General features: G+C 62.3%; 26 protein-coding genes. 14 read left to right on the top strand and 12 right to left on the bottom strand.

From position 1 onward, the window contains the following. Nucleotides 1-5 precede the first annotated feature (5 nt). The 4 genes from atpD to ACVTFQ_RS16200 all read left to right on the top strand — a co-directional run bounded on the left by atpD (nt 6) and on the right by ACVTFQ_RS16200 (nt 3,334). Entirely contained in the window at nt 6-1,454 is a 1,449-nt protein-coding gene (gene atpD, locus ACVTFQ_RS16215; protein WP_018901477.1) for a F0F1 ATP synthase subunit beta, read from the top strand. A 77-nt stretch (nt 1,455-1,531) separates the two neighbouring features. Then, a complete protein-coding gene (locus ACVTFQ_RS16210) occupies nt 1,532-1,939 on the top strand; it encodes a F0F1 ATP synthase subunit epsilon (protein WP_018901478.1) in 408 nt (135 codons plus the stop codon). Between the two features lie 172 nt (nt 1,940-2,111). Beyond that, a complete protein-coding gene (locus tag ACVTFQ_RS16205; RefSeq protein ID WP_112437161.1) occupies nt 2,112-2,882 on the top strand; it encodes an SDR family NAD(P)-dependent oxidoreductase in 771 nt (256 codons plus the stop codon). 104 nt (nt 2,883-2,986) lie between these two features. Further along, the gene (locus ACVTFQ_RS16200; protein WP_111565142.1) at nt 2,987-3,334 is read left to right on the top strand and encodes an ArsR/SmtB family transcription factor; all 348 of its coding nucleotides are present in this window, start codon (nt 2,987-2,989) and stop codon (nt 3,332-3,334) included. Nucleotides 3,335-3,341: 7 nt separating this feature from the next. Here the strand turns inward: ACVTFQ_RS16200 and ACVTFQ_RS16195 are convergent, their stop codons facing one another. After that, nucleotides 3,342-3,764, bottom strand: a complete 423-nt coding sequence (locus ACVTFQ_RS16195; RefSeq protein WP_111565152.1) for a cupin domain-containing protein — start codon at nt 3,762-3,764, stop codon at nt 3,342-3,344. Nucleotides 3,765-3,778: 14 nt separating this feature from the next. Continuing rightward, nucleotides 3,779-4,549, bottom strand: coding sequence for a hydroxyacylglutathione hydrolase (gene gloB, locus ACVTFQ_RS16190; protein ID WP_026283543.1), 771 nt, complete (start codon nt 4,547-4,549; stop codon nt 3,779-3,781). Between the two features lie 53 nt (nt 4,550-4,602). On the opposite strand from gloB, the gene ACVTFQ_RS16185 reads away from it, so the two are divergent. The 3 genes from ACVTFQ_RS16185 (at nt 4,603) to ACVTFQ_RS16175 (ending at nt 7,708) form a co-directional block, all read left to right on the top strand. Continuing rightward, on the top strand, nt 4,603-5,379 hold the full coding sequence (locus ACVTFQ_RS16185; protein WP_026283544.1) for a class I SAM-dependent methyltransferase: 777 nt from the start codon (nt 4,603-4,605) through the stop codon (nt 5,377-5,379). Between the two features lie 293 nt (nt 5,380-5,672). Further along, complete coding sequence (hisC, locus tag ACVTFQ_RS16180) at nt 5,673-6,782, top strand: histidinol-phosphate transaminase (RefSeq protein WP_111565141.1); 1,110 nt, start codon at nt 5,673-5,675, stop codon at nt 6,780-6,782. Further along, complete coding sequence (locus ACVTFQ_RS16175) at nt 6,779-7,708, top strand: prephenate/arogenate dehydrogenase family protein (RefSeq protein WP_047508689.1); 930 nt, start codon at nt 6,779-6,781, stop codon at nt 7,706-7,708. The genes hisC and ACVTFQ_RS16175 overlap by 4 nt, the downstream gene beginning before the upstream one ends. Nucleotides 7,709-7,985: 277 nt before the next feature. Here the strand turns inward: ACVTFQ_RS16175 and ACVTFQ_RS16170 are convergent, their stop codons facing one another. Next, nucleotides 7,986-8,987, bottom strand: coding sequence for a DUF2125 domain-containing protein (locus ACVTFQ_RS16170; protein ID WP_111565140.1), 1,002 nt, complete (start codon nt 8,985-8,987; stop codon nt 7,986-7,988). A gap of 51 nt (nt 8,988-9,038) precedes the next feature. On the opposite strand from ACVTFQ_RS16170, the gene ACVTFQ_RS16165 reads away from it, so the two are divergent. Next, a complete protein-coding gene (locus ACVTFQ_RS16165) occupies nt 9,039-9,569 on the top strand; it encodes a gamma-glutamylcyclotransferase (protein ID WP_111565139.1) in 531 nt (176 codons plus the stop codon). Between the two features lie 54 nt (nt 9,570-9,623). Here ACVTFQ_RS16165 and ACVTFQ_RS16160 read toward each other — a convergent pair whose 3' ends face one another. The 4 genes from ACVTFQ_RS16160 to ftsE all read right to left on the bottom strand — a co-directional run bounded on the left by ACVTFQ_RS16160 (nt 9,624) and on the right by ftsE (nt 12,950). Continuing rightward, nucleotides 9,624-10,424, bottom strand: a complete 801-nt coding sequence (locus tag ACVTFQ_RS16160) for a lysophospholipid acyltransferase family protein (protein WP_111565138.1) — start codon at nt 10,422-10,424, stop codon at nt 9,624-9,626. Nucleotides 10,425-10,508: 84 nt separating this feature from the next. Continuing rightward, nucleotides 10,509-11,204 carry a YdcF family protein gene (locus ACVTFQ_RS16155; protein WP_313760158.1) on the bottom strand — a complete coding sequence of 232 codons (696 nt, stop codon included), beginning with the start codon at nt 11,202-11,204 and terminating at the stop codon, nt 10,509-10,511. An 83-nt stretch (nt 11,205-11,287) separates the two neighbouring features. After that, entirely contained in the window at nt 11,288-12,298 is a 1,011-nt protein-coding gene (locus ACVTFQ_RS16150) for a cell division protein FtsX (RefSeq protein WP_111565136.1), read from the bottom strand. Next, nucleotides 12,291-12,950, bottom strand: a complete 660-nt coding sequence (ftsE, locus tag ACVTFQ_RS16145) for a cell division ATP-binding protein FtsE (RefSeq protein WP_047508673.1) — start codon at nt 12,948-12,950, stop codon at nt 12,291-12,293. The genes ACVTFQ_RS16150 and ftsE overlap by 8 nt, the downstream gene beginning before the upstream one ends. Nucleotides 12,951-13,155: 205 nt before the next feature. Here ftsE and ACVTFQ_RS16140 point away from each other — a divergent pair, with 205 nt between their 5' ends. From ACVTFQ_RS16140 to ACVTFQ_RS16130, 3 genes are all read left to right on the top strand, one after another. Then, entirely contained in the window at nt 13,156-13,830 is a 675-nt protein-coding gene (locus ACVTFQ_RS16140) for a hypothetical protein (protein WP_313760159.1), read from the top strand. 166 nt (nt 13,831-13,996) lie between these two features. Then, nucleotides 13,997-14,539 (top strand): hypoxanthine phosphoribosyltransferase, encoded by a 543-nt coding sequence (gene hpt, locus ACVTFQ_RS16135; RefSeq protein WP_018901493.1) that lies wholly within the window; start codon nt 13,997-13,999, stop codon nt 14,537-14,539. 196 nt (nt 14,540-14,735) lie between these two features. Further along, a complete protein-coding gene (locus tag ACVTFQ_RS16130; protein ID WP_026283548.1) occupies nt 14,736-15,095 on the top strand; it encodes a response regulator in 360 nt (119 codons plus the stop codon). Between the two features lie 46 nt (nt 15,096-15,141). Here the strand turns inward: ACVTFQ_RS16130 and ACVTFQ_RS16125 are convergent, their stop codons facing one another. The 5 genes from ACVTFQ_RS16125 to argH all read right to left on the bottom strand — a co-directional run bounded on the left by ACVTFQ_RS16125 (nt 15,142) and on the right by argH (nt 21,661). Beyond that, nucleotides 15,142-15,594 (bottom strand): hypothetical protein, encoded by a 453-nt coding sequence (locus ACVTFQ_RS16125; protein ID WP_111565151.1) that lies wholly within the window; start codon nt 15,592-15,594, stop codon nt 15,142-15,144. A 125-nt stretch (nt 15,595-15,719) separates the two neighbouring features. Next, entirely contained in the window at nt 15,720-18,470 is a 2,751-nt protein-coding gene (locus tag ACVTFQ_RS16120) for a TIGR02302 family protein (protein WP_111565133.1), read from the bottom strand. Nucleotides 18,471-18,648: 178 nt separating this feature from the next. Continuing rightward, entirely contained in the window at nt 18,649-19,917 is a 1,269-nt protein-coding gene (gene lysA / locus ACVTFQ_RS16115) for a diaminopimelate decarboxylase (protein WP_111565132.1), read from the bottom strand. 12 nt (nt 19,918-19,929) lie between these two features. Further along, nucleotides 19,930-20,124, bottom strand: a complete 195-nt coding sequence (lptM, locus tag ACVTFQ_RS16110; RefSeq protein ID WP_018901498.1) for an LPS translocon maturation chaperone LptM — start codon at nt 20,122-20,124, stop codon at nt 19,930-19,932. 136 nt (nt 20,125-20,260) lie between these two features. Then, nucleotides 20,261-21,661, bottom strand: coding sequence for an argininosuccinate lyase (gene argH / locus ACVTFQ_RS16105; RefSeq protein WP_111565131.1), 1,401 nt, complete (start codon nt 21,659-21,661; stop codon nt 20,261-20,263). A 42-nt stretch (nt 21,662-21,703) separates the two neighbouring features. Here argH and tlpA point away from each other — a divergent pair, with 42 nt between their 5' ends. The 3 genes from tlpA (at nt 21,704) to ACVTFQ_RS16090 (ending at nt 25,903) form a co-directional block, all read left to right on the top strand. Next, the gene (gene tlpA / locus ACVTFQ_RS16100) at nt 21,704-22,366 is read left to right on the top strand and encodes a thiol:disulfide interchange protein TlpA (protein ID WP_111565130.1); all 663 of its coding nucleotides are present in this window, start codon (nt 21,704-21,706) and stop codon (nt 22,364-22,366) included. Between the two features lie 93 nt (nt 22,367-22,459). Further along, complete coding sequence (locus ACVTFQ_RS16095; protein WP_313760160.1) at nt 22,460-22,624, top strand: hypothetical protein; 165 nt, start codon at nt 22,460-22,462, stop codon at nt 22,622-22,624. A 30-nt stretch (nt 22,625-22,654) separates the two neighbouring features. Further along, a complete protein-coding gene (locus tag ACVTFQ_RS16090) occupies nt 22,655-25,903 on the top strand; it encodes a class I SAM-dependent DNA methyltransferase (protein ID WP_313760161.1) in 3,249 nt (1,082 codons plus the stop codon). Nucleotides 25,904-25,914 lie beyond the last annotated feature (11 nt).

Below are 25,914 nucleotides of genomic sequence, written 5' to 3'. Positions count from 1 at the left end.
AGAAGATGGCTAAGGCAGCTACCCCCAAGAAGGCCGCGGCAGGCTCCGCCGGCAAGGTTACGCAGGTTATCGGCGCCGTCGTGGACGTTGCCTTCGAAGGCGAACTGCCGGCGATCCTGAACGCACTCGAAACCACGAACGGCGGCAACCGCCTCGTGCTCGAAGTCGCTCAGCACCTGGGTGAAAACGAAGTTCGTACGATCGCCATGGACTCGACCGAAGGTCTGGTTCGCGGTCAGCCGGTCTCCGACACCGGTGAGCCGATCACGGTTCCGGTCGGCCCGGAAACGCTCGGCCGTATCATGAACGTCATCGGCGAACCGGTTGACGAAGCCGGCCCGCTGGTCACTTCGGGCAAGCGCGCCATCCACCAGGACGCTCCTTCCTACGTCGACCAGTCGACCGAAGGCCAGATCCTCGTCACCGGCATCAAGGTCGTCGACCTGCTCGCTCCTTACGCAAAGGGCGGCAAGATCGGCCTGTTCGGCGGCGCCGGCGTCGGCAAGACCGTTCTGATCATGGAACTGATCAACAACGTCGCCAAGGCGCACGGTGGTTACTCGGTATTCGCAGGCGTGGGTGAACGTACCCGCGAAGGCAACGACCTTTACCACGAAATGATCGAATCGGGCGTCAACAAGCACGGCGGCGGCGAAGGCTCCAAGGCTGCGCTCGTTTACGGCCAGATGAACGAACCGCCGGGCGCACGCGCTCGCGTTGCTCTCACCGGTCTGACGATCGCTGAAGACTTCCGCGACAAGGGCCAGGACGTTCTGTTCTTCGTCGACAACATCTTCCGCTTCACGCAGGCAGGTTCCGAAGTGTCGGCTCTGCTCGGCCGTATTCCTTCGGCCGTTGGTTATCAGCCGACGCTGGCCACCGACATGGGCGCGATGCAAGAACGCATCACCACCACGACCAAGGGCTCGATCACCTCGGTTCAGGCGATTTACGTCCCTGCCGACGACTTGACCGACCCGGCTCCGGCCACCTCGTTCGCCCACTTGGACGCAACGACGGTTCTGTCGCGCTCGATCGCCGAAAAGGGTATCTACCCGGCCGTTGACCCGCTCGACTCCACGTCGCGCATGCTCGACCCGATGGTTGTCGGCGAAGAGCACTACGAAGTGGCTCGTAAGGTTCAGACGACGCTGCAGCGCTACAAGGCTCTGCAGGACATCATCGCCATCCTGGGCATGGACGAACTGTCGGAAGAAGACCGTCTGGCTGTTGCCCGCGCCCGCAAGATCGAGCGCTTCCTGTCGCAGCCATTCTTCGTCGCCGAAGTCTTCACCGGTTCGCCGGGCAAGCTCGTTGCGCTCGAAGACACGATCAAGGGCTTCAAGGGCCTCGTCAACGGCGAATACGATCACCTGCCGGAAGCAGCCTTCTACATGGTCGGCTCGATGGAAGAAGCCATCGAAAAGGCCAAGAAGCTCTCCGCAGCCGCTTGATGCATTCACTTACGGCGCGCAGGGACCGTCCCCGCGCGCCGTCTCTCGTTTCAAAGACAATCAAGAAGTGAAACGTCATGGCTGACAATTTCAATTTTGAACTCGTATCTCCGGAGCGCCTGCTCTTGTCCGAGATGGTGACCGAAGTTGTCATTCCGGCAACCGAGGGCGAGATGACCGTCATGGCGAACCACGCGCCGACGATGACGACCATCAAGCCGGGCGTCGTGAGCGTTCGCTCCGCCAGCGGTGTCAAGAAGGACTTCGTGGTGTTCGGCGGCTTCGCCGACATCCTGCCGACCGGCTGCACGCTGCTCGCGGAATCCGCGATCCCCGTCGAAGACGTCTCCAAGGACGAACTCGACCGCCGCATCGACGCCGCCAAGTCTGAGCTCGAGGATGCCCAGCATCACGAGCACAAGTCCAAGCTGGAACACTTCATCATGGAAATGACGCACCTCCAGGGTGTCGTCAACAAGGACTGAGCCTTTAAGCTCTGACTGTCATCGAAGCGGCCGCAAGGCCGCTTTTTTGTTGCGCGGTCGCGGCTCTTCGCTGCCATCTAAGAGCGGTAGCGGTTGATCATTGGCGGATGCAGAGGCTATCTTCTCATCATGTCGGATCCGCATCGGTTCGGCCGCTGATGGGGAGGGTTTGATGTTTCATCCGAAGTTGTTCGAAAACCGCAATGTGGTGGTCACGGGTGCCGGTCGCGGGATCGGGCTCGAGGTCGCGAGACAGTTTCTCGATTGCGGCGCGCGGGTGCTGGTTCACACCGGCCGCGACGGCGAGCGCACCTTGCCGGATTTCCTGCTGACGGCGGAAGAAGATCGCCGCGCCATCCTGATCGCCGGAGATTTCTCGACGGGCGAGGGATGCCAGGTTTTCGCGAACAAGGTGCTCGGCCACTTCAAGACGATCCACGCGCTCGTCAACAATGCGGGAACAATGTTCGGCCGGTTTCCGGCGGGCACGCTCACCGACGAGCAGTATGGCCAGGTGGTGCAACTGAACCAGACGTCTGTCGTCGAGGTCACCAGGGCGCTGCTGCCGGCGCTGAGGGCCGCTGGCGAGGCTGCGATCGTCAACACGGTGTCGATCTCGGCGCTGACGGGCGGCAGCCCGGGCTCGGCGATCTATTCGGCCTCCAAGGCGTTCGTCTCGACTTATTCGAAAGCGCTGGCGCGCGAACTCGCGCCGGATGGCATCCGCGTCAACTGCATCTCGCCGGGTACGATCGAGACCGATTTCCACCAGCGCTATTCGTCCGCCGAAAAGCTCGAGCAGACCCGCAAGGGGATACCGCTGCAGCGGCTGGGGACTGCCGAGGATTGCGCGCCCGCCTATCTCTTCATGGCGGCGCCGTCGTTGTCTGGTTATGTGACCGGCCAGGTGCTGGAGGTTAACGGCGGCCAGCTTATCTGCTGATCAAGTGACTTTTTTTGGCACTTTAGGAGATCCAAATTATCACGCGTTGCGTACGTGTTATGAGCACTTGTCATTTTTGATATATATGCAAGCAGAGACATAACATGCACTTGCCGACACCTCGATCGGGTATGGCCGATCACGAATTGCAGGGGTTTTCGACCAAAGCTCGGGCAGCAAGTGAACTTCTGAAAGCGCTGGCTCATCATACGCGGTTGCTCATCCTGTGCATTCTCGCGGAAGAGGAGAAGACCGTCAGCGAGATCGAGGACATTCTCGGCATGCAGCAGGCCATGGTCTCGCAACAGCTCGCCCGTCTACGTCTCGAGGGACTGGTCAATACCCGCCGCGAGGGACGCATGATCTATTACAGCGTCGGCCATTCAGGCACCGTGTCGCTGCTCAAGTCGCTTTTCGTGATGCTGCCCGAGGTGGTCGAGCAGCAGGGGTAGGGCGCTTTCAGGCGTCCGGCGACCAGCCGGGCGGGGCCATCTCGAAGCTCGAGAATTCGAAGCCGGGCGAGACCGTGCAGCCCACCAGCGTATAGTCGCCCAGCGTCTCGGCCGATTGCCACCAGTTGGCGGGGATGATTGCCTGCGGGCGCTGGCCGCCGAGGATATCCGCGCCAAGCATCAGCGTCTCGCTTCGCCCGCCATCTTCGGCGCGGTGCAACGCCAGCGGTGCGCCGGCATAAAAGTGCCAGACCTCGGCCGCGTCGTGGACGCGGTGCCAATGCGAGCGCTGGCCGGCTTTCAGCAGATAATAGATCGCCGTCGAGTGCCCTCGCTCCTCACCTTCGCTGTCGCGGAAGGTCTGGATGTAGAAGCCGCCCTCGGGGTGCGGCTCCAAGTTAAGTTCGCGGATGATGTCGTCGGCGGAAATCGGCGCCGGCGCCATCAGAAATTATCCTTGCGCTTGCGGATCTCGGCGAAGACCTCTTCGTTGGTCTTGGTTTCCATCAACAGGTTGCGGCGAATGGCGGGGTCGCCGGCGCGCAGGAAGGGGTTGGTTTCCTTCTCGAGAGCCAGCGTCGTCGGGATGGTGAACTTGCCCTCGGCGCGCAGTGCCTCGATCTCGGCGGCGCGGGCCTTGAGCCGTTCGTTATCCGGGTCGATGGTCAGCGCGAAGCGGGCGTTGGAGAGCGTATACTCGTGACCGAAATAGATCGCGGTCTCATCGGGCAGCACGGCGAGCTTCTGCAGCGAATGCCACATGTCTGCCGGCGGGCGTTCGAACAGCCGGCCACAACCGAGCGCGAACAGCGTGTCGGCGGCAAAGAGCAGCTTGTCGTCGGTGAAGTGGTAGCAGATATGGCCGGCGGTGTGGCCGGGGGTCTCGATAACGCGGACGGGGTGTTCGCCGAACAGGAAGGTATCGTCGTCGGACATCGTCATGTCGAGACCGGGGATCGCCACCGCCTCGTTGATCGGGCCGATGATCTCGCAGCCGTACTTCTCCTTCAGCGCCAGGTTGCCCTCGACGTGGTCGGTGTGGTGATGGGTGGTGAAGATGTGGCTGATCGTCCAGCCGCGACGGTTCGCGGCGGCAATGACGGCGTCGGCATCGGGGGCGTCGATGGAGGCGGTGTGGCCGGTCTCGGGATCATGAACAAGCACGCCGAAATTATCGGTGCGGCAGAGAAAAACGTCTAAATCCAAAGGTTTCATAATCTAAAGTGCCTCTTTATCTCGGACTGACCCCGAATGTAGAGGCTGCGGCCTTGAAGTCCAACCGCTCACTGATAACATTTATCGCAATGCACGCAGATATCGTCGACCTACGCCAGTTCTATCATTCCGACCTCGGCCGCATCGCCGAGCAGTCGATCGCCATGGCGCTTTCGTCGCTCTGGGTGCGGCTGCCGCAGGAGCGGCTGGTGGGCATCGGCTATGCCGTGCCGTTCCTCGATCGCTTCCAGGCCGATACCGAACGCACCTTCGCCTTCATGCCGGCGGGGCAGGGCGCCGTGAACTGGCCGATGGGATCGTTGTCGTCGACGGCGCTGATCTTCGACGAGGAACTGCCGCTGCCGGATTCGTCGATCGACCGGGTGCTGATGGTCCACTCGCTGGAGTTCGCGGAAAACCCGCGCGAAACGCTGAAGGAGCTCTGGCGGGTGCTGGCGCCGGGCGGGCGGCTGGTCATCGTCGTGCCCAACCGGCGCGGCGTCTGGGCGCGGCTGGAGCACACGCCTTTCGGCTCCGGGCGGCCGTATTCGCGGGGTCAGCTGACGCATCTGTTGCGCGAGACGAATTTTACGCCCGGCGCCTCGGCAGAAGCGCTTTTGTTTCCGCCGTCGAAGCTGCGGACGATGATGCGGCTGCGCGGCGCATTCGAATATGTCGGGCGGGCGCTCTGGCCGGCCTTTTCGGGGGTCATCATCGTCGAGGCGCAGAAGCGGCTCTATCAGGGCCTGCCGGTGGCGGTGCGCGCGTCGCGGCGCGTGTTCGTGCCGGTGCTGTCGCCGCATGGGGTGCCGACGACGCGGACGCGGTAGGTCCGCAGCGGTGCGGTATTCCCTTCTCCCCAACGGGGAGAAGGTGGCCCGAAGGGTCGGTTGAGGGGGCTCCGGGCTCTGAGTCCACCTCGTCGTCTTATTGCTGGCAATTGGTGAGGGTTGTGCCGTTGGCCCCCTCATCCGCCTGCCGGCACCTTCCCCCGTTGGGGGGAAGAGACTCGTGGTGGGCGCTCGCCCTATCTCCCCCCACCACTCGACAACGCGCCATTTCCGTTCTATTGCCTCAAGGCAATTTCCAGCCGGACACCCCGGCCTTTTCCAAGGTTGATCCCATGAGCGTAGAGACGAGCAAGCCTGTTCCCCGTGCCGGTATTCTTGATATCGCGGCCTATGTGCCCGGCAAGGAACATGCGCCGGGCGTGGCGCGCGTCTACAAGCTGTCGTCGAACGAAACGCCGCTCGGCGCCAGCCCGAAGGCGATTGCGGCCTATCGGGCCGCGGCCGACAATCTTGAGCGCTATCCGGATGGACAGGCCGTCGAGCTGCGCGAGGCGATCGCGGCGGTGCATGGGCTTAACCCGGCTAACATTCTCTGCGGCAACGGCTCGGACGAGCTGCTCGGCCTGCTCTGCCACGTCTATCTGGCGCCCGGCGACGAGGCGATCATCACCGAGCATGGCTTCCTGGTCTACAAGATCCAGATCATGGGCGCCGGCGCTACCGTCGTCACGGTCAAGGAGAAGGAGGCGACCGTCGATGTCGACGCGATCATCGCCGCCGTCACCGAGAAGACCAAGATGGTGTTCATCGCCAACCCCGGCAATCCGACGGGCACCTATGTTCCGGTCAGCGAGATCCGCCGCCTGCATGCCGCCCTGCCGAAGAATGTCGTGCTGGTGCTCGACGCGGCCTATGCCGAATATGTGCGCCGCAACGATTATGAATCCGGTATCGAGATCGTGTCGTCGAACCCGAACGTTGTCATGACCCGCACCTTCTCGAAGGTCTACGGCCTGGCGGCCCTGCGCGTCGGCTGGATGTATGCGCCCGCCGATATCGTCGACGCGCTGAACCGCGTGCGCGGACCGTTCAACATGAACATGGCGGCGATCTCGGCCGGTGCTGCTGCCATCCGCGACCAGTCCTTCATGCAGGAAGCCGTCGCCTTCAACCAGATGTGGATCGACAAGCTCACCGGCGCCTTCGAGGCGATCGGCCTGAAGGTCACGCCATCAGTCACCAATTTCGTGCTGATCCATTTCCCCGATGTGGACGGCAAGCGCGCCGACGAGGCCGATGAGTTCCTCACCAGCCGCGGTTATATCCTGCGCGCCGTGAAGGGCTACGGCTTCAAGAATTCGCTGCGCATGAGCGTCGGCCCCGAAGAGGCCAATCGCGGCGTCATCGAAGCGCTCGGCGAGTTTATGGGACGGAAGGCATGACGGTCCAGTTCGATCGCATCGCGCTTATCGGCATCGGCCTGATCGGCTCGTCGCTGGCGCATGACATCAAGCGGCTGGGCTTGGCGAAAGAGGTGGTCATCGCCACCCGCAGCGCCGAGACGCTGAAGCGGGCGGAAGAGCTTGAGCTCGGCGATCGCTACACGACGTCTTCGGCCGAAGCGGTCAAGGATGCGGACCTCGTCATCGTCTCGGTGCCCGTCGGCGCGTCGGAGGCGGTGGCCAAGGAGATCGCCGGTAGCCTGAAGCCGGGCGCCATCGTCACCGATGTCGGCTCGACCAAGGCGTCGGTCATCGCGCAGATGCAGCCGCATATGCCTGGCAACGTCCACTTCATTCCCGGCCACCCGCTGGCGGGTACGGAAAAGTCGGGGCCGGATGCCGGCTTCCCCGGCCTCTTTGCTGGCCGCTGGTGCATCTTCACGCCGCTCGAGGGGACGGATGAGACGGCGCTCAAGGCACTCAGCCGGTTCTGGGAGACGCTGGGCTCGAAGATCGATGTGATGGACCCCGAGCATCACGACAAGGTGCTCGCCATCGTCTCGCACCTGCCGCACCTGATCGCCTTCAACATCGTCGGCACGGCCGATGATCTGGGTACGGTGACGGAATCGGAAGTGATCAAGTATTCCGCCTCCGGCTTCCGCGATTTCACGCGTCTGGCGGCCTCCGATCCCACCATGTGGCGGGATGTGTGCCTGCACAACAAGGATGCGATCCTCGAGATGCTGGCGCGGTTTTCCGAAGACCTCGCCTATCTGCAGCGGGCGATCCGCTGGGGCGAGGGCGACAAGATCTTCGACCTCTTCACCCGCACCCGCGCCATCCGCCGCTCGATCATCGAGGCCGGCCAGGATGTCGACGCACCGGACTTTGGGCGGCCGCATACGCTTGATAAGAAGGGGTGAGGTCCGAGGCGGCGCGTCCTTGGGGCGAAAGTACCGCTCTCCGCAACGCTCTCTTTTGGGGCGGCAGGCACCACCATTTCCACCCTCATCCCGGCCTTGTGCCGGGATCCAGCGCGATCAAGTCCTTGATCGCAATAGACTCTCTTCGACGCGCGGACGCGCGTCGGCTGGATCTCTGTGACAAGCACAGAGATGAGGGAGTGTGGGGAGGGCCGCGTACCTTCATGCCGCGCAGGGCTGCGCACCCAGCACCGCGCCACGCGCCCAGCAGAAAACCTCAAATCGGCGGGATCTGACCTAGCGGGATGAAGCCGCTGACGGTGGCGTTGCCGCGTTGGACGACGAGGTCGACGGAGACGGTTCCACCGCCGCCGGCCATTGCCTTCAAAAGCTTGGCGGCGGTGTCGACGGTCTTGGCGATATCGGGGAAGCCTTGCTTGATGCTGTCGCGCCAGGCGTTCACATCCTCGATCTGCAGCTTGAACTGGGCGGTCAGATAGCCTTCCTCGTCGAAGGAGAAGGGGCCTGACAGTGTCATCACCTTGCCGTTGCCCATGTCCGCCACCGCCTTGCGGAGCTCGCCGCTGGCGCCATAGAGGCCCTTCTCGTCGCTGCCGTCGATCATGCCGGCTTTGCCCTGAAGCGTCACGTCGGCGCTCGTCGAGAGCTTCGGGAAGACCTGCGGCCAATCCTTGATCACCGTCTGCGCATCGGTCAGTGAGATCGCGCCGTCGAGGTCGGCGCCGTTCTGGCGCAGGTGCAGCTCGGTATGGGCGGCGTCGAAGTTGATGGTCTGGCCGGTGGCGGAGGAGACGGCGGTCGCCTTCAGGCCGTCGATAATGGTCGACGAGTGGTCGATGCCCTTCAGCTTGGTGACGAGGCTCGACTGCAGGTTCGTCCACTCGGCGTTGACGGAGAGGCCATGCGCGGTGCGGATCTCGGCGGGCGAATCAAGTTCCCAGACGATATGGCCGGGGGCGTAGACCTGGGCTGCCGAGCGCAGGGCGCCGAAGCTTGCAGATACGCCGTTGACGTTGTCGTCGACATCCACCTTCGAGCAGAAGAGGCCGATGCGGAAGGGGAAGCCGCGGAAGTCGATATCGGTGCATTCGCCTGATACGCCGGCCTTGTTGCCGGGGCCGATCGCCGCCAGAACCGTGCTCTTCAGCGTCGAGGCGGCGTAAAACCAGCCGCCGGTATAGAGTGCGACCACGAGAACGATGCCTGCCCCCAGCAACCAGAATTTCCTGCCGCTACGAGATTGGCTTGACGCTGCCATGATGTTCTCCAATGGTTGTCCGCAAATTAGAATCTCGGTCTGGCTTGGGATATGGACGAATTTTGGGTGTTTGGCTACGGATCGCTGATGTGGAATCCGGGCTTCGCGTTTGTTGAACGGTCACAAGCGCTTATTCATGGCTATCGGCGATCTCTCTGCGTTCGCTCGTGGGTGCATCGGGGCACCGAGCAAAATCCGGGGCTGGTGCTGGGGCTCGATCGCGGGGGATCATGCCGCGGCATGGCGTTTCGCGTCGCAGGCGAGGATTGGGACGAGGTCATCGGCTATCTCAGAGAACGCGAACTGGTGACCAACGTTTATCTGGAGCGTCAGGTTCCGCTGCAGCTTGCAGGCGGGCGCGGGGTCAAGGGCGTCGCCTACGTCGTCGACCGCGACCACACGCAATATGCGGGTTCGCTGGATACGATGGCTGCGGCGCGCATCGTGCATCAGGCGCAGGGGAAGTCCGGGCCGAACGACGCCTATGTGTTCAACACGCTGGCGCATCTGAAAGAGATGGGCATTCGCGACCACTGGCTGGAAGGCGTGGTCGACGAGGTGGAGCGGCTGCGGGCGGCTTAGCGCGGCGTAGGCCAAGGCGCTATGCGCCTCAGCCGGGTTAAAGCGCTATGCGCCTCAGCTGGCCGTTGCCGCGTTCTGCTTGCGCAATTCTTCCAGGCGCTGGAGTGTCGTGGGCGGCAGCGGCAGGTCGGGGTTGCGCGCGGCGTCGCCGATCAGGATTTCGTCGCTGGCGCGTTCGGTCACCTCGATCAGATGCGCGAAGAAGGCGTCCGGGTCCATGCCGGGTTCGATCGGCTTCAGGATGCGGACCTTGTAGTGGCCGGGATAGCGCATGGTCGAGCGGCGCGGCCAGAAGAGGCCGGGCTGCATCGCCACAGGCACGACCGGCAGCTGCAGGTCGCGATACATGCGGGCGATGCCGTATTTGTAGACCGGCTCGGCGCCCGGCGGACGGCGGGTGCCCTCTGGATAGATGATCAGCTGGCGGCCGGTGGCGAGCTCTTCCTTGGTGCGGCGCAGCGCCTCGACCATGACCTTGCCGCGGGCGCCGCGATTGATCGGGATCATCCGCTGCTTCTTGGCGTACCAGCCGAAGAGCGGGATCCACATGAGTTCGCGCTTCAGGATATAGACCGGATCCTTCAGCCAGGGGAGCAGCGCATAGGTGTCCCAGAAGGACTGGTGCTTGGGCGCCAGGATGTAACCGCCCTCCGGCAGGTTCTCCAAGCCCTCGATCTCGAAGGTGGTGCCGACGATCTTTTCCATCAGCCAGTGGTTGGAGAGCGCCCAGTTCTTCGGGATGCGATAGGCGCTCCGGCGCGGCGCCAGGAAGTAATAGGGCGAGAACACGATCATTCGCAGGATGAGATTGGCGTAGAAGATCGTGTTGAAGAGAACGGAACGCAGGGCGATCATGAAGTTTCCCGAGGCCTAAATCCGCCAGACGGGCGGCACAGCCGTCCTACACGATATTGAGCGGCAGAAAAAGCGCTGATCGGCTCAGCTATCGCCTTCGGCGGAGCGCAGGCCCGGGTGGCGGAAGAGGCCGGTCAGGTTGCGGGCGCCGGCAAAGAGCAGCTTGCCGTATTCGGCCAGCATGACGCGCATGGCGTTGGGATCGGTGAACCAGTTGCTGTTCTTCAGGTCGGTGTTGACCACGGGATAGGGCACGAACTGGGTTTCGGGATCGACATAGGCGAGTTCGGCGAGGCTGCGCGGCATGTGGTAGTTGTTGGTGACAATCAACACGCTCTTGTAGCCCTTGGCGTGGATCCAGTTGGTCGCTTCCTCGGCATTGCCGATCGTGTCGAGCGCATCGTAGCCGATGTCGACGCAGCAATCGAAGAGATCGGGCGCTGCCTGCGTCATCTTGCGGATCTGGTTGCGGGTGGTGGTCGGGTGGACACCGGAGATCAGCAGGCGCTTGCCGGCGCCCTTCTGCAGGAGTTCCACGGCTTGGTCGATGCGCTGGTAGCCGCCTGTCAGTACGACGATGGCGTCCGCATGCGGATCGAGCGGCGGCTTCAGTGTGGTGACCGAATCCGCGAAGAACAGAAAGCCGCCGAAAACCAGGGCGATAGCGAGCACGAAGGCAACGCCGCCCCAGCGCAGCATGCGGCGCACGGGGCCACGGCGCGCGGGCTCGCTCTCGGAGCGGGAAAGCTCCGTTTTCGGGCGAATCGGGTCGTGCGACATGCGGCTCATGCTCATGAATCAAAAAATATACGCAGATTAGGGCGGCGAACAGACGCTTTCATGGCAAAATGCAGCCCGTAATCTTAATTCGGAAGGCCGTCGGCGCGAGTGGGATCGGAGCGCAGCGTGTCGATTTCGTAGATGGTGCGCATGACCGTTAGCCGGGCAGTGAAGGTGGTCAGGAGGGCGATGACGATCATCGTCGCGAAGATGCCGGCATAGCCGAGCGCGCCGACCGAGAAGGTGCCGAACAATGCTGTCGCCTGGTCGGTCTGCGGGGTGGCGAGCGTGCGGCTCTGCAAAAAGCCGGCGCACACGAAGAAGAGGGCGGCGAGTGCTGAGCCGACGGCCGAGCCCTTGAGGCTGATCTTCAGGAAATGCTTCTGGAACTCGTTGGCGACGAAGGAACTCTCGGCGCCGACAAAGTGCAGGACTTCGACGATGTGCCTGTTGCCGGACAATGCGCCACGGGTGGCGAAGACCACGGTCAGGACCATGGCGGAGAAGACCAGCAGCAGCACGCCGGTGCCGATCATGACCGTCGTGTGGGCCATCGAGACCAGGCGGTCGACCCAGGTGCGGTGATCGTCGAGCGAGGATTGCGGAATGCTCTCCTTCAGCATGGCGCGCATCGCGTCGAAATCGGGCGGGTTGCTCTCGTCGATGGTGATGATGACCAGGCGGGGGACGGGCAGCTCCTTGATGTCGAGGCCGGTGCCGAGCCAGGGTTCGAGCAGGCGCGCGGTGGCGGCCTCGTCGACAATCTGGCCATCCTTGGTGCCGACGAAGGTGAGCGCGATGCGGCGGGCGTCATTCAGCGCCTTGTCCATGTCGAGCCCGTCGTCGGGCTTGATCTGGATGGTGATCTCGCGGGAGATCTGGCTTTCCCAGCTTGCGGCTGTCGAGCGCACCATCGAAACGCCGCCGAGCGTCAGGCAGGCGAGAAAGGCCATGATCGCGATCACGACCATCAGCGCGTTGCCCTGGATGTTGGCGGACGGCAGGATCGGCGCGGTCGGGCGCACCTTCATCTCCGGGCGTTTCTGACCCTTGGAGGCTGCTGGCGCTGCGGGGCGGGCGGTTGGCTCAGTCATGGATGTCGAGGTGCCCTTCCGAGAGGATCATCCGGCGGGCGTCCACCTGGTCCATCAGCGTCAGATCGTGGGTGGCGATCACGACGGCGGTTCCGAGGCGGTTGAGTTCGAGGAAAAGGTTCAGCAGGCGGCGGGCCATCGGCGGATCGACGTTGGCGGTCGGCTCGTCGGCGAGCAGGATCTCGGGGCGGTCGATGAGGGCGCGGGCGATCGCGGCGCGCTGCTTCTCACCGCCCGAGAGCACCGGGGGCAGCACGTTGATGCGCTCGCCGAGGCCGACCCATTTCAGCAGTTCCAACACGTCGGTCTTGTAGGAGGCCTCATCCTTGCCGCGCACGCGCAGCGGCAGCGCCACGTTCTCATAGGTGGTGAGATGGTCGAGCAGGCGGAATTCCTGGAAGATGATGCCGACGCGGCGGCGCAGGAGCGGCAGCTCGGTACGGGGTATATCGGTGATGTCGCGCCCGAACATGCGGATCAGCCCGCGTGTCGGCTGCAGCGAAAGGAAGAGAAGCCGAAGCAGCGTGGTCTTGCCGGCGCCGGAAGGGCCGGTCAGGAACTGGAAGGATTTCTTCGGGATGTCGAAGGTCAGGTCCCGGAGGATTTCCGGTCCCATTCCATAGCGCAAACCGACATTCTCGAAGTGGATCAACGGGCCGCTCAGTTTCTTGTTGTTTCACCGCATGACTTGTTAACCAGATCCGTTAACAACGGGTAAATTTCGCCGGAAAGACGCCTGTTTGATGGCGGCATTTGCGAAGCATTAACCAATAAAATTTACGAGTAGAGAGGATTCGTTTCAATGCCCGCCTCTAAGGTTGGGCGTGAAAGCAGTGGATACCGGAAAGGCGGTCGTCATGACATCCTCCTCGTTCAAGCGCCAGGCACCCGGGCGGGCCTACGATTTCCTGCCGCCGGAGGCCGTGAAGCGCGAGCACCGGCAAAGCCGTCCCGCCGATATCGCCGACGCCGAATTCGTGGTCATCGGCAAGCAGCGCGGGCCTGATTTCAACGATCGTAGCTTCAAGGGCCGCAGCTTCAACGACAACAGCCGCAGTGCTGGCGCTCGTCCGTCGCCGCGTACAGCGCAAGCAGCGCCGGTTCTCGCGCCATCCTTCGTTCAGGCCGCCGAGGCCTGGCTGCAGCAGGCCTCGCTCAAGCATTTCTCCGTGCTTGTGGTGGCGCTCTGCGTGCTCGTCTTCGGTCTCTCCGGCGGGTTCTCCGGTCTGTCTGCGTCCAATGCGGCGGTCGATACCGATCCGCTGCACTTCACCCATGTGACGGCGACGCCGCGCGATGCCAATGGCATGCGGGTGCTTCTCATCAACGGCATCATCGACAATGTCAGCGGCACGACGCAGATGGTGCGGCCGATCCGCGCCAATCTCTATGCCGACGAGAAACTGGTCGCCAGCGTGGTGATCAATGCACCCGCCGACGTGATCTATGGCGGCCAGAGCCGCGGCTTCTCCTCCAGGATACAGTATCCCGGTGGAAAAACGCCCGAGGTTCGGCTCTCCTTTATGCCCTAAAGCGTGTCGCGATCCTACGGATTCGCTCTTCACGCTTTAGATCTCTGCTCTAGCGCATGTCAGCAGCGCAAAACCGCGTCACACTTTTGCGCGACATGCTTTATGGGGTGTTTCGCGGCGCCGTTTGTGCTAACGGCTTGTGCTTGTTTTCAGGGAGCAAGCCTTCATGCCTGTGGTGCGCGGTAAGAATATCGATCCTCTTTTCACGGCCGAGATGATTGCCGAGCGCAATCATGCCATCGCCCGGGAGATCGCCAAGGGACCGACCAAGGACCTGCTCGTCATCGCCGTCCTCAAGGGCTCGTTCATTTTCGCGGCCGATCTCATCCGCGCGCTGCACGACAGCGGGCTTGCGCCCGAGGTCGAGTTCATCACGCTGTCGAGCTACGGCACCGGCACGGTTTCGCAAGGTGTCAGGATCGTCAAGGATATCGATAGCGAGGTGAAGGACCGCGACGTTCTCCTGATCGACGATATCCTCGAATCCGGCCGCACGCTGAAGTTCGCCAAGGAACTGCTCTACGAGCGCGGCGCCCGCAACGTCACCATCGCCGTGCTGCTCGACAAGAGCGTGAAGCGTAAGGAAAAGCTGGAAGCGGATTATGTCGGCTTCGAATGCCCCGACTATTTCGTCGTCGGCTACGGCATGGACGTGGCCTATGCCTTCCGCGAGCTTCCCTTCGTTGGTGTCGTCACCGGCGACGCGTAACACGTCTTTTTATTGTCGCATGTCGTTGCTGCAAAACCGCTGCACACTTTTGCGCGACATGCTCTAGACGTGTCATTTCAAGACGGGTTGTTAACCATCCCGTCCATCGCCCGGATCATTGCCTTCGGCCGTTTACCACTCGCAAAGGAAAGTCGTGTGATTTGCGGGTAGGGCATGAAACGGAGCAATGCACACCATGGCAAGAATTCTGATTACGGAAGACGAAGATTCCCTGCGTTCTTTCGTAGCCCGCGCTTTGCGCCTCGACGGTCATGAGACCGAAGAAGCGGCTGACGGTGCGGAAGGGCTGGAGAAGCTCAACATCGGCGGCTACGACCTGCTGCTGTCGGATATCCGCATGCCCGTGATGGACGGCATCGAGCTCGCCCACCAGGCGAAGTCGGCCTTTCCGGCGCTGAAGATCCTTTTGATGACCGGCTATGCCGAACAGCGCGAACGCGCCGATGACCTCGCCGAGAAGATCGTCGACGTCGTGTCGAAGCCATTCGCGCTTCCCGATATCCGCAAGGCGGTTGCCCGCGCTCTGGCGGCCTGAGACAGCTCGGTAATGCCATTCAAAGCCGGCGCTCTCGCCGGCTTTTTCAGTTCTGTGGCTGAATGAACTTGCCCTCGAAGCGCACGCGAAAATTCCGGCGCTGCGGGTCTTCCTTGAAGCAGACGAAGATCAGTTCGATATCTTCGGCATGGTCGCGCTTGTCGAGCAGGCTGAGCGTGACGACGAGCACGCCGTCATAGGCGCGCGTCAGCCTGAAGGCGGCGTTGCGGATATCGTTGGCGTCGGGATCCTTGCGATCGTCGCGGCGCTCATACACCACCCAGAAAGGGCAGATGTCCCAGGTGGCGCGAAAGATCTCCGTCATTTCGGCCTGGAACTGCTCGGCATGCATGTTCGGGCCCCAGGTCAGCGTCTGCTCACCTTCGTCGGCGACGACGTTCAGATAGCCGTCATAGTCGTTGCCGTGCTCGGACAGGGCATTGCCGATCATCTCGAATGCCGTGTTTTCGTCGATTACCGTCTTGAAGAGAATTGCCATCGAATCGCTATCGTTCGTCGCCTGCCGCCGCGACATTACGAAGCTTCCGCGGTTTTGGAATAGCCCCATACGGGTGAAAAGCCGCTGTTCGGGGCAGGTTTGAAATCAAGAATATATCCTGCGTCTTATTGAATATCGAGCAGGCGTTCAAGATAGCGCCGTTCCATCTCCTGTGAAGGGTTGTTGCCCAGCTTTTCTCTGATGGCATCGAGGATTTCGCGGGCGCGCTGCACGTCGATCTCGTCGGGCACCTTCACCTGATCGCCGAAGTCGGGACCGTCGGCGCGGCGCGGACGGCCGAGCGGATCGCGGCCGTTCTGGTTGCCCTGGCCGACCTGGCCCTGCGGTCCCTGACCCTGGCCTTGCTGACCCTGCTGCGCCTGCATCATCTGGTTCATCATGTCGCGAGCGCCCTGGCGCAATGCTTCCAGCGCGCGGCCCTGGCCCTGTATGGCCGGCTCGCCGCGACCCTGGCCGAGCTCGCGGCCGGCGCCTTCCATCTCGCGCTGCGCCTGGCCGAAGCCCTGGCCGGGCTTCATGCCCATGTCGCCGAGGCTCTTCTGCATCTCGCCGAGCTGCTTGCCGAGCTGGTCCTGACGCTCGCGCAGCTGCTTCAGCGCCTCGCGCAGCTGTTCGGCCGTCATTTCGTCGGAGGGGTTCTGGCCCTGCTGGCCTTGCTGACCCTGTTGCTGCTGGCCCTGCTGGTTTTGGCCTTGCTGGCCCTGTTGTTGCTGCTGATCCTGCGGCATGCCGTCATTGTCCATCGGCATGTCGTTCAGAAGCGGGTCGTTCATCCCGAGGTCGGGGTTCATGTTGTTGGGGTCGCCGCGCTGCATGCGGTCCTTCAGCTGCTGGTCGAGCTTGAAGGTCTCTTCCATCAGCTTCTGCTGGTCGCGCAGGATCTGGCCGAGCTTGTCCATCTGCTGGCGCATCTGGCTGTTGTCCTGGCCCTGCTGCTGCTGGCCACGCTGCGGCCGGCCGGCCTGCATGTTGTTCATCATCCGCTGCAGCTCCGACAGCATCTGCTGGGCGGCGTCGCGGTTGCCGGAGCGGGCGAGATTTTCGATCTGGTCCATCATCCGCTCCAGATCCTGCTGACGGATGACGTTCTGGGCGTTCTGGTTGGGCTGCATCGGCGCATTTTGCATGCGCTGTGCCAGCTCCTTCATGTAGTCCTGCATCGCCTTGCGCAGTTCGTCCATGAGCTTCTTGACCTCGGCGTCGGGCGCGTTGCGCTGCAGGGCGTCGGCGAGGTTCTGCTGGGCGTTGCGCAGGTTGCGCTCAGCCTCAGAGAGGTTGCCGTCCTCCATGCCGATGGCGATGTCCCACAGATAGTCGGCCGTGTCCTTCAGCGCCTCGTCGCCCTTGGCGAGCTTCATGCGCTGGCGGGCGGATTCGATCAGCAGGTAATTGGTGAGATTGGGTATCGTCTCTTCCGGGCGCAGTGTCAGCGCCTCGTTGAGCGCGATCGCCTCGGGCATCTTGCGGGTGTCGAGCGCGAAGGTCTGGCGCTGTTCGGCGACGGCGGCTGCGAGCGGCTCGCTGAAGGGGCGGGCGGGCAGCGTCATCTCGTGCGGCGGGCTGCGGCCCGTCTGGCCGGCGGCGTCCTTGGCGATCAGCGTGATGCGCACGCGCTTGCCCGCGAGCGGATGCTCGGTGAGGTTCTTGCTGGCCACACCCTTGGCGTCGCGGGCGTTGCGGCGCGGAATGTCGAGCTTGTATTCGGGCAGCGGATAAAGCGGCGTGGCGCTCGTGTCTGTCTCGACAGGCACGATTTCGGCCGTTGCTTCCTGGACGCCGTAGTCGTCCTTGATGGTGTAGCCGATCTCCAGCGCGCCGTTGACCGTCGGTTTCGGCAGGCCGTTGAAGGCGATCTCGGGCGCCTTGTCCGGGATGACGTCGAAGGCCCATTTGCGGCCGTTGACCTCGAGCGTGCCGTTTTCCTCGAGCTTCATCAGATGCGTGGAGGCGGTCTGCTGCTGGGGCGTTGCCGCTGCCGGCTGCTGACCCTCGGCCGTTGTCGGAGCAGGTGTCGTTGAAGCGGGGGCGTTCGGCGTGGTGGCGGGGTTTTCGGCGGCGGCGATCTCGATGCGTTGGCCGTCCTCGCGGGCGAAGATCACCTTCTCGTCGGCCTTGCCGCCGGAGACGCGCACGGTGAGGTTCGACGATTGCGGGATCTTGATCGCGCCCTGCTCGCTGCCGGTCGCGGTGAGATAGACGGGGGCGCGGCCGGTATAGGCGGGCGGGGTGATCCAGGCGTCGATGCGCACGGCCGGGTCGGTTGCCTGCGCCTGCGGGCGCGGCTGCAGCGCATCGCCGATCGAGCCGCCGTTCGTCGACAGCGAATAGCCGAAGGCGACGACAATCAGAAGGGCTGGGATGGCGCGCAACGCCCAGCGGTCATGCGAGGCGATATCGGGCTGCGGGAAGCCGGCGTCCAGCGAGGCGATCTTCTCGGCCATGCGGGTCTGGTGCTCGCGCCACAGCGCGCGGGCGAAGGGGGTGTCGAAGGCCGGCTCGTCTTCCTGCACGGCGACCGGCTGATGAGAAAGGCCGTTGCGCTCTTCCAGCAGCCGGTCGGCGGCGGCCGAACCCGGCCAGTGCAGCTTGCGGAAGGGATAGAGCGTTGCCAGCAGCCCAAGGCCGAAGCCAGCGAGCAGTACGACACGCAGCCAATCAGGAACGATGCGGAAGACGCCGAACCAGGAGGCGGCCAGATAAAGTGCCGCGAGCGACAGGATGGGCAGGGTGAGAGGCAGCACCTGCTCGAACAGCAACACGCATTGGGCGGTCAGGCGCTTTGCCGCCACCAGCCGCGCGAGCGACGGCTTCAGGGCAAAGGCACCTTTCTTTTCGCTCTTGGTGCTGTTCTTCAATCCGGTCTCCGCGATCTGGCGTTGAGGGCCTGGCGTTAAAGGGCAGAGAGGGCTTGCGCGGCGGTGACCGGGCAAGACGGTATGCGGAAAGGATAACACTCTTTGTGGCGAAGACGAGGGCAGGGGCCGGTCAATGCCGGTTTTTCCCGCGTCTTCGCCAAAAAGTGATTGCCGTTGATCAGTCGAGCCAGGAGGGGACGCTGTCGAGCGCGATCAGCTCTTCATAGGTCCGGCGCGGACGGATGACGTGGAAATCGCTGCCCTTGACCAGCACCTCAGGCACCAGAAGGCGGCTGTTGTATGTGCCGGCCTGTACCGCGCCATAGGCTCCGGCGGAGCTGACGGCGAAGAGATCGCCCGATTTCGGCATCGCCATTTCGCGGTCGAGCGCCAGGTAGTCACCGGTCTCGCAAACGGGGCCGACGACATCGGCCTTGATGCGCGGCGCGTTGGCGGCCGAGATCACCACGGGGCGGATCTCGTGATAGGCCTCGTAGAGCGTCGGGCGGATGAGGTCGTTCATGGCGCCGTCGACGATGACGAAGGTCTTCTCGCCGCCGTCCTTCACGTAGAGTACTTCGGTGACCAGAATGCCGGCATTGCCGACGATCAGGCGACCGGGCTCCATGACGATCTTGCAGCCGAGTTCGCGCAGCTGGTTCTTGACGATCGCTGCATAGGCGTCGGGCAGCGGCGGCGGGTTGTTGTCGTCCTTGTAGGGAATGCCGAGGCCACCGCCGATATCGACATGGTGGATATCGTGGCCGTCGGCGCGCAGCGTGCTGACCAGCTCGCGCAGCAGCTTGAAGGCGTCGTCGAAGGGCTGCAGCTCGGTGATCTGGCTGCCGATGTGCATGTCGATGCCGGTGGCTTCGATGCCGGGCAAGGTGGCGGCGCGGGCGTATACGGCGCGGGCGCGTTCCCAGGAAATGCCGAACTTGTTTTCCTTCTTGCCGGTCGAGATCTTGGCGTGCGTGCGGGCGTCGACATCGGGGTTGATTCGGAAGGAGACGGGCGCCTTCTTGCCGGCCTTGACGGCGCGCTGGTTGAGAATCTCGAGCTCAGGCTCGGATTCGACGTTGAAGCAGTAGATGCCGGCTTCGAGCGCATAGTCCATCTCGTGCGCGGTCTTGCCGACGCCGGAGAACATGATGCGGTTGGCCGGGATGCCGGCTGCCAGAGCGCGGCGCAGTTCGCCCTCGGAGACGACATCGATGCCGGCGCCGAGATTGCCGAGCGTCTTCAGGACGGCCTGGTTCGAATTGGCCTTCATGGCGTAGCAGACCATGGAGTCTACATCGCTGAAAGCCTGCGAGAAGACCTTGTAGTGGCGCTCGAGCGTTGCCGTGGAATAGACGTAGAAGGGCGTGCCGACGGCCTTGGCAATCTCGGGAACGGGAACGTTCTCGGCGTAGAGGATGCCGTCGCGATACTCGAAATGGTTCACTTTAGTCGCCTGTTACAGAAGAGGATCGAGGAAGAAGTGGCGGTCCTTGACACCGGGCTGCTGCGTCGGTTTGGACGAGTCGCCCTCCTTCGTTGCCTGCACGCTCGGCGGATCGAGGTCGCCCTTGCGCCCGCATCCGGCGACGGCAAGGCCGATCACGGCGAAAACGACCGTCAGGCGGATGATCTGCGGGAAGCTGGTCTGCATGGAATTCCTCTTGGGAAGCGGCACGGATGGACACCTTCATAGCGAAGTTTATCCGCCTTGTGCACCCTGATTGTTGCGGTCTCGCGCTTTGCGAAATCGGAGGGGCGAAGCGGGTTGCGCTCCGCCCTTTTCGGGATCAGTTGCGGGCGCGCCAGTAGGTGATCTGCTTCCGGACTTCCGAAGGCGCCGTGCCGCCGAAGCTCTTGCGGCTGGCGACCGAGGCTTCGACGGTCAAGACGTCGTAGACCTTGTCCGTGATGGCGGCGTTGATTGCCTGCAGATCGGCGAGCGACAGGTCCGAGAGATCGCAGCCCTTGCTTTCGGCCAGCGCCACGGCGCGGCCGGTCACATGGTGGGCGTCGCGGAAGGGCAGGCCCGCCTCGCGCACCAGCCAGTCGGCGAGGTCGGTCGCGGTCGAGTAACCGGTGCCGGCGGCAGCCTTCATGCGCTCGGTGTTGATGGTCAGGTCGCGGACCATGCCGGTCATCGCCGCGATGGCGAGCTCCAGGCTTTCGGCGGCATCGAAGACCTGTTCCTTGTCTTCCTGCATGTCCTTGGAATAGGCGAGCGGCAGGCCCTTCATGATCGTCAGCAGCGCGATCAGCGAGCCGTTGATGCGGCCGGTCTTGGCGCGCACCAGTTCGGCGGCATCCGGGTTCTTCTTCTGCGGCATGATCGAGGAGCCGGTGGAGAAGGCATCCGACAGGCGCACGAAGCCGAACTGCGGTGTCGACCAGATGACGATCTCTTCGGCCAGACGCGACAGGTGCATGGCGCAGATCGATGCCAGCGCCAGGAACTCGATAGCGAAATCGCGGTCGGAGACTGTGTCGATCGAATTGCGGGTCGGCTCGCGGAAGCCGAGCGCCTTGGCCGTCATGTGGCGGTCGATCGGATAGCCGGTGCCGGCAAGGGCAGCCGAGCCGATCGGGCTCTCGTCCAGGTGCTCGATGGCGTGGCGCACGCGCGAGCGGTCGCGGCCGAACATTTCGACATAGGCCATGCAATGATGGCCGAAGGTGACGGGCTGGGCGGTCTGCAGGTGCGTGAAGCCGGGCATGACGGTATCGGCATGCTCTTCGGCGCGGTCGAGGAAGGCCGCAATCAGGCTGGTCAGCAGCTGTTCGGTCTTCTGCAGCTCTTCCTTGACCCAAAGGCGGAAATCGAGCGCCACCTGGTCGTTGCGCGAGCGGGCGGTGTGCAGGCGGCCGGCGGCCGGGCCGATCAGCGTCGCAAGACGCGCCTCGACATTCATGTGAATGTCTTCCAGCTTGCGCGAGAATTCGAAGTTGCCGGCCTCGATCTCTGACAGGATCGTGTTTAGCCCTTCGACGATCTTGTCCTTATCATCGGCCGAAATGATAGCCTGGTGGGCGAGCATGGTGGCGTGGGCGATCGATCCGCGAATATCCTGCGCAAACAGCTTCTTGTCGAAACCGATCGAGGCATTTATCTCCTCCATGATCGCATCTGGGCCGGAAGCGAAACGTCCGCCCCACATCTGGTTGGAGGATTTGGTGTCCGTGCTGTCGGCCATGAAAGATGCCTGCCTTGAAGAACGCGTGTCCGGGAGAATGAAATGACAACAAGAACGCCCTTGCGCCTGCCATCCCTGAAACTGATCGGGATCGCGGTCGTCGCAGGCATCATTGCCGGTGCGGCAGCGGTTTACATTAAGGAGACGGGGTCTGGCAATGGCGGCGCCGATATGGCGGCGGGCGAATGCAAGGCCACGAAGGACATCGCGACCCGCATCAAGCCGTTCCTGAAGGGCGAAGTGGCCGCCATGGTCGCGCCCGAACAGCCGGTCCGGATGACATCGATCGCCTTCAAGGATGCCGACGGCAAGCCGATGACGCTCGACCATTTCGCCGGCAAGACGGTGCTCTTCAATCTCTGGGCGACATGGTGCGTGCCCTGCCGCGAGGAAATGCCGGCCTTGAACGCGCTGGAGAAGGAACTCGGCAGCGACAAATTCCAGGTCGTTCCCGTCAACATCGACACCGGCGACGACGAGAAGCCGAAGACGTTTCTCTCCGAGACGGGCGTCGATGCGCTGAAGCTTTACCGCGACGATACGATCGCGGTGTTCAACGGGCTGAAGAAACAGGGGCTGGCGTTCGGTCTGCCGGTGACGTTGCTGATCGACGACAAGGGCTGCCTGATCTCGGCGATGAACGGGCCGGCGGCCTGGGATAGCGCGGATGCCAAGGCGCTGATCAAGGGGGCTGTGGGGATTTAGTTTGTGGGGGGCGATCCCTTTTATAGATACGGACTGCTTGCGAGTTGAGCCCTACGTCGTAAAACAGCAGTTGAATGCGGGGCAGAATCAGACATGCAATCGAAGGTCGATCTATTCATCAGCCGCTGGCAAGGCCAGGAAGGCGGCCAGGAGCGTGCAAACTATGCGCTGTTTCTGACGGAGCTTTGCGATCTGCTTGATCTTCCGCACGCCGATCCGGCCTCTGCAACGACGGAAGGCAACGACTACGTCTTCTAGCGCGCAGTGAAGGAAGCCACTCGCGATGGTTTGGCCTCGACGAAGCGTATCGATCTCTACAAGCGTGATTGCTTTGTGCTCGAAGCCAAGCAAAGCCGCCTTTCAGGCGACAAGAAACTCGGCGACGCGCCCCAACTGCCCGGTTTCGAAAGCGTTCCGCGCGGCCGTCGCGCCAGCGCCAACCGTTCCTGGGACGTGTTGATGATGAATGCACGCGCGCAGGCGGAAAATTATGTTCGCCTGCTACCAGCGTCGCATGAACCGCCGCCTTTCGTGCTGGTTTGCGATGTGGGGCATTGCATAGAGGTCTATTCAAACTTCCGCCGCGACGGCAAGGCTTACGACCAGTTTCCCGACCGCCGGTCATTCCGTATCTATCTCGAAGACCTTCGACACGACGCGGTGCGTGACAGGTTGAGGGCGATCTGGTCCGACCCGCTGTCACTCGATCCCTCTCGGCACGCCGCCAAGGTTTCTCGCAAGATCGCAACGCGCATCGCCAAGGTTTCTCTAGCATTGGAGAAGGCTGGCTACGCGACTGAAGACGTCGCGATGTTCCTCATGCGGGTTCTTTTCACCATGTTCGCGGAGGATGTGGACCTTCTCCCGAAGGAAAGCTTCAAAAACCTGCTGAAAGACTGCGCGCAGAAGCCGGAAATTTTCCCTGGCATGATGGAAAATCTCTGGAAAGCGATGGACGAAGGCGGTGACGCTGCCGCGATCCGCGAGAAGGTCAGGAAGTTCAACGGCGCCTTCTTTAAGGATCGGCGCGCCCTGAAACTTGCCAAGGAGGAAATCGGCGAGCTTGCGGTGGCTGCATCCTATGACTGGCGAGATGTCGAGCCGGCGATCTTCGGTACCTTTCTAGAGCAGGCGCTTGACCCGAGTGACCGTCGGAGGCTCGGCGCGCATTATACGCCACGTGCCTATGTTGAACGCCTCGTTATCGCTACGGTCATCGATCCGTTACGCAACGAGTGGAATATTGCACGCAGCACGGCCGATCGACAGAAATCTGAAGGCAAGAATGAAGCTGCCATCAAGACAGTGCAGGCCTATCATAACAAGCTCTGCAATACGCGGGTGCTCGACCCAGCCTGCGGAACCGGCAATTTTCTTTATGTCTCACTGGAGCTAATGAAGCGCCTAGAGGGTGAGGTGCTGGAAGCCATCAACGACCTCGGTGGGCAGGAAGCCTTCGCGCTAGACCGACATACCGTCGATCCCCATCAGTTTCTTGGGATGGAGCTCAATCCACGTGCTGCCGTTATTGCGGAGTTGGTCCTCTGGATTGGTCACCTACAGTGGCATTTCCGCAATCGTGGTATTGCGCCTTCCGAGCCGATCCTAAAGGCTTTTCAAAACATACAGTGCATGGATGCGGTACTTTTGTGGGACGGTTACCCGATGCCGCAGGTGGTAGACCGCAAAGAAGTCTATCCAAATCCGCGTCGGCCAAAGTGGCCCGAAGCCGACTACATCGTTGGAAATCCGCCGTTCGTGGGCGGCAAGGACATCCGGGCTCGTATGGGCTCTGCCTATGCTGAGGCGCTGTGGAAAGCGCATGGCCACATGAACGAGAGTGCCGATTTCGTCATGTACTGGTGGGATCGTGCGGCTGAAATTCTGCTGAAGTCGAAGAGCGAGCTGAAGCGCTTCGGCTTCGTCACCACCAATTCGATAAGCCAGGTGTTTCAGCGCCGGGTGATGGAACCGTACCTCAAAGCGAAGAAGCCATTGTCGCTCGTCATGGCGGTCCCCGACCACCCATGGACAAAGGTGACACGGGATAGCGCCGCGGTGCGTATCGCCATGACTGTGGCCGAAGCCGGCAAGGAGGATGGTCTGCTTTTGGAGGTGAAGGCGGAGGAAGCGGTCGATAGCGATAGCCCAGTTATCCTGTTTGCGGAGAGGCCTGGCAAGATCAATCCGGATCTGACGGTCGGCGCGGATGTGACGGCTGCAGTCGAGCTGAAGGCGAACATGGCGATCTGTTCACCTGGTATGAAGCTTCATGGTTCTGGTTTCATCGTTACGCCGCAGGCGGCAGAGCATTTGGGTCTTGGTCGCCGTCCGGGCCTCGAACAGCATATACGGACCTATCGCAATGGCCGCGATCTGACTGATCGCCCGCGTGGCGTCATGGTTATCGACCTGTTCGGCCTTTCGGCGGATCAGGTGCGTACGCGCTATCCGGAGATATATCAGCACCTTCAAGCTACTGTAAAAATCGCCCGCGAACAGAACGTAGGATACGCTGCGAATCCAACAAAAGATGCCCTGTCTTATGCTGAAAAGTGGTGGCTGTTTGGAAAGCCGCGATCTGAACTTCGTCCAGCTCTCGCCAATCTTCCTCGTTACATCGCAACGGTGGAAACGGCAAAGCACCGCGTCTTCCAGTTCCTCGATGTCTCGATACTGCCGGACAACATGTTGGTTGCTATCGGCTTGAGCGACGGTTGCCCACTGGGCGTTCTATCCTCTCGATTTCATGTCTTGTGGGCACTTGCACAGGGCGGGACTCTTGAGGATCGTCCCAGATACTCAAAGTCATTGTGTTTCGATCCGTTTCCCTTCCCGCCTGCTGAAAAACTCAACCAGCTGGTTGATGAGGATGGATCTATCCTCTCAGAGAAGATCGCGAGCCTCGCCGAGGAACTGGACGCTCACCGCAAGCGCGTGCTCGCCGAGCACGCGCATTTGACGCTGACCGGCCTCTATAATGTACTGGAACGGCTGAAGGCCGGGGCGAAAGCTGACGATCTCGACGCAAAAGAGCGTCGCATCTTTGACGATGGACTCATTCTGATCCAGAAGGAACTGCACGAGAAACTCGATGCTGCCGTGGCTGAGGCCTATGGCTGGCCAGCCGATCTTGCCGAAGAGGAAGTGCTTGCTCGCCTCGTGGCCCTGAACCGCGAGCGGGCAAAGGAAGAAAAACGCGGGCTCGTGCGCTGGCTACGACCAGATTATCAGATCCCTCGGTTCGGCTCGGAAAAGGAAAAGGCCGAGCAGCTAGAAGCTGATCTCGGCGAGGCTGTACTTGCCGAGGCCGGGCCGCGGCCGAGCTTCCCAAGCGACGAGCGGGATCAGACGCCCGCCGTTCTGCATCAGTTGATGAATGCCGAAGAGCCGCTTGAAGCCACCGCTATCGCCGGCCGCTTTAAGCAGGGGCAGAAGGTGCGCAAATCTGTCGAGGCCGTGCTAGCCTCGCTCCATCGCATGGGTCTGGTTTCGACCACCGATAGCCGACGGTTTTCGTTCCGCCGGGCGGCTTGATGCCTGCGCCA

Source organism: Rhizobium sp. O111 (assembly GCF_055616315.1).
The sequence above is the reverse complement of the archived record's forward strand: the minus strand, read 5'-3'. Positions and strand labels throughout refer to the sequence as shown.

Bases quoted from the DNA above. Each gene is read 5' to 3' on its own strand.
- atpD (WP_018901477.1), top strand. From the start codon at position 6: ATGGCTAAGGCAGCTACCCCCAAGAAGGCCGCGGCAGGCTCCGCCGGC.
- ACVTFQ_RS16210 (WP_018901478.1), top strand. From the start codon at position 1,532: ATGGCTGACAATTTCAATTTTGAACTCGTATCTCCGGAGCGCCTGCTC.
- ACVTFQ_RS16205 (WP_112437161.1), top strand. From the start codon at position 2,112: ATGTTTCATCCGAAGTTGTTCGAAAACCGCAATGTGGTGGTCACGGGT.
- ACVTFQ_RS16200 (WP_111565142.1), top strand. From the start codon at position 2,987: ATGCACTTGCCGACACCTCGATCGGGTATGGCCGATCACGAATTGCAG.
- gloB (WP_026283543.1), bottom strand. From the start codon at position 4,549: ATGAAACCTTTGGATTTAGACGTTTTTCTCTGCCGCACCGATAATTTC.
- hisC (WP_111565141.1), top strand. From the start codon at position 5,673: ATGAGCGTAGAGACGAGCAAGCCTGTTCCCCGTGCCGGTATTCTTGAT.
- ACVTFQ_RS16175 (WP_047508689.1), top strand. From the start codon at position 6,779: ATGACGGTCCAGTTCGATCGCATCGCGCTTATCGGCATCGGCCTGATC.
- ACVTFQ_RS16170 (WP_111565140.1), bottom strand. From the start codon at position 8,987: ATGGCAGCGTCAAGCCAATCTCGTAGCGGCAGGAAATTCTGGTTGCTG.
- ACVTFQ_RS16165 (WP_111565139.1), top strand. From the start codon at position 9,039: ATGGACGAATTTTGGGTGTTTGGCTACGGATCGCTGATGTGGAATCCG.
- ACVTFQ_RS16160 (WP_111565138.1), bottom strand. From the start codon at position 10,424: ATGATCGCCCTGCGTTCCGTTCTCTTCAACACGATCTTCTACGCCAAT.
- ACVTFQ_RS16155 (WP_313760158.1), bottom strand. From the start codon at position 11,204: ATGTCGCACGACCCGATTCGCCCGAAAACGGAGCTTTCCCGCTCCGAG.
- ACVTFQ_RS16150 (WP_111565136.1), bottom strand. From the start codon at position 12,298: ATGACTGAGCCAACCGCCCGCCCCGCAGCGCCAGCAGCCTCCAAGGGT.
- ACVTFQ_RS16140 (WP_313760159.1), top strand. From the start codon at position 13,156: ATGACATCCTCCTCGTTCAAGCGCCAGGCACCCGGGCGGGCCTACGAT.
- hpt (WP_018901493.1), top strand. From the start codon at position 13,997: ATGCCTGTGGTGCGCGGTAAGAATATCGATCCTCTTTTCACGGCCGAG.
- ACVTFQ_RS16130 (WP_026283548.1), top strand. From the start codon at position 14,736: ATGGCAAGAATTCTGATTACGGAAGACGAAGATTCCCTGCGTTCTTTC.
- ACVTFQ_RS16125 (WP_111565151.1), bottom strand. From the start codon at position 15,594: ATGGCAATTCTCTTCAAGACGGTAATCGACGAAAACACGGCATTCGAG.
- lptM (WP_018901498.1), bottom strand. From the start codon at position 20,124: ATGCAGACCAGCTTCCCGCAGATCATCCGCCTGACGGTCGTTTTCGCC.
- argH (WP_111565131.1), bottom strand. From the start codon at position 21,661: ATGGCCGACAGCACGGACACCAAATCCTCCAACCAGATGTGGGGCGGA.
- tlpA (WP_111565130.1), top strand. From the start codon at position 21,704: ATGACAACAAGAACGCCCTTGCGCCTGCCATCCCTGAAACTGATCGGG.
- ACVTFQ_RS16095 (WP_313760160.1), top strand. From the start codon at position 22,460: ATGCAATCGAAGGTCGATCTATTCATCAGCCGCTGGCAAGGCCAGGAA.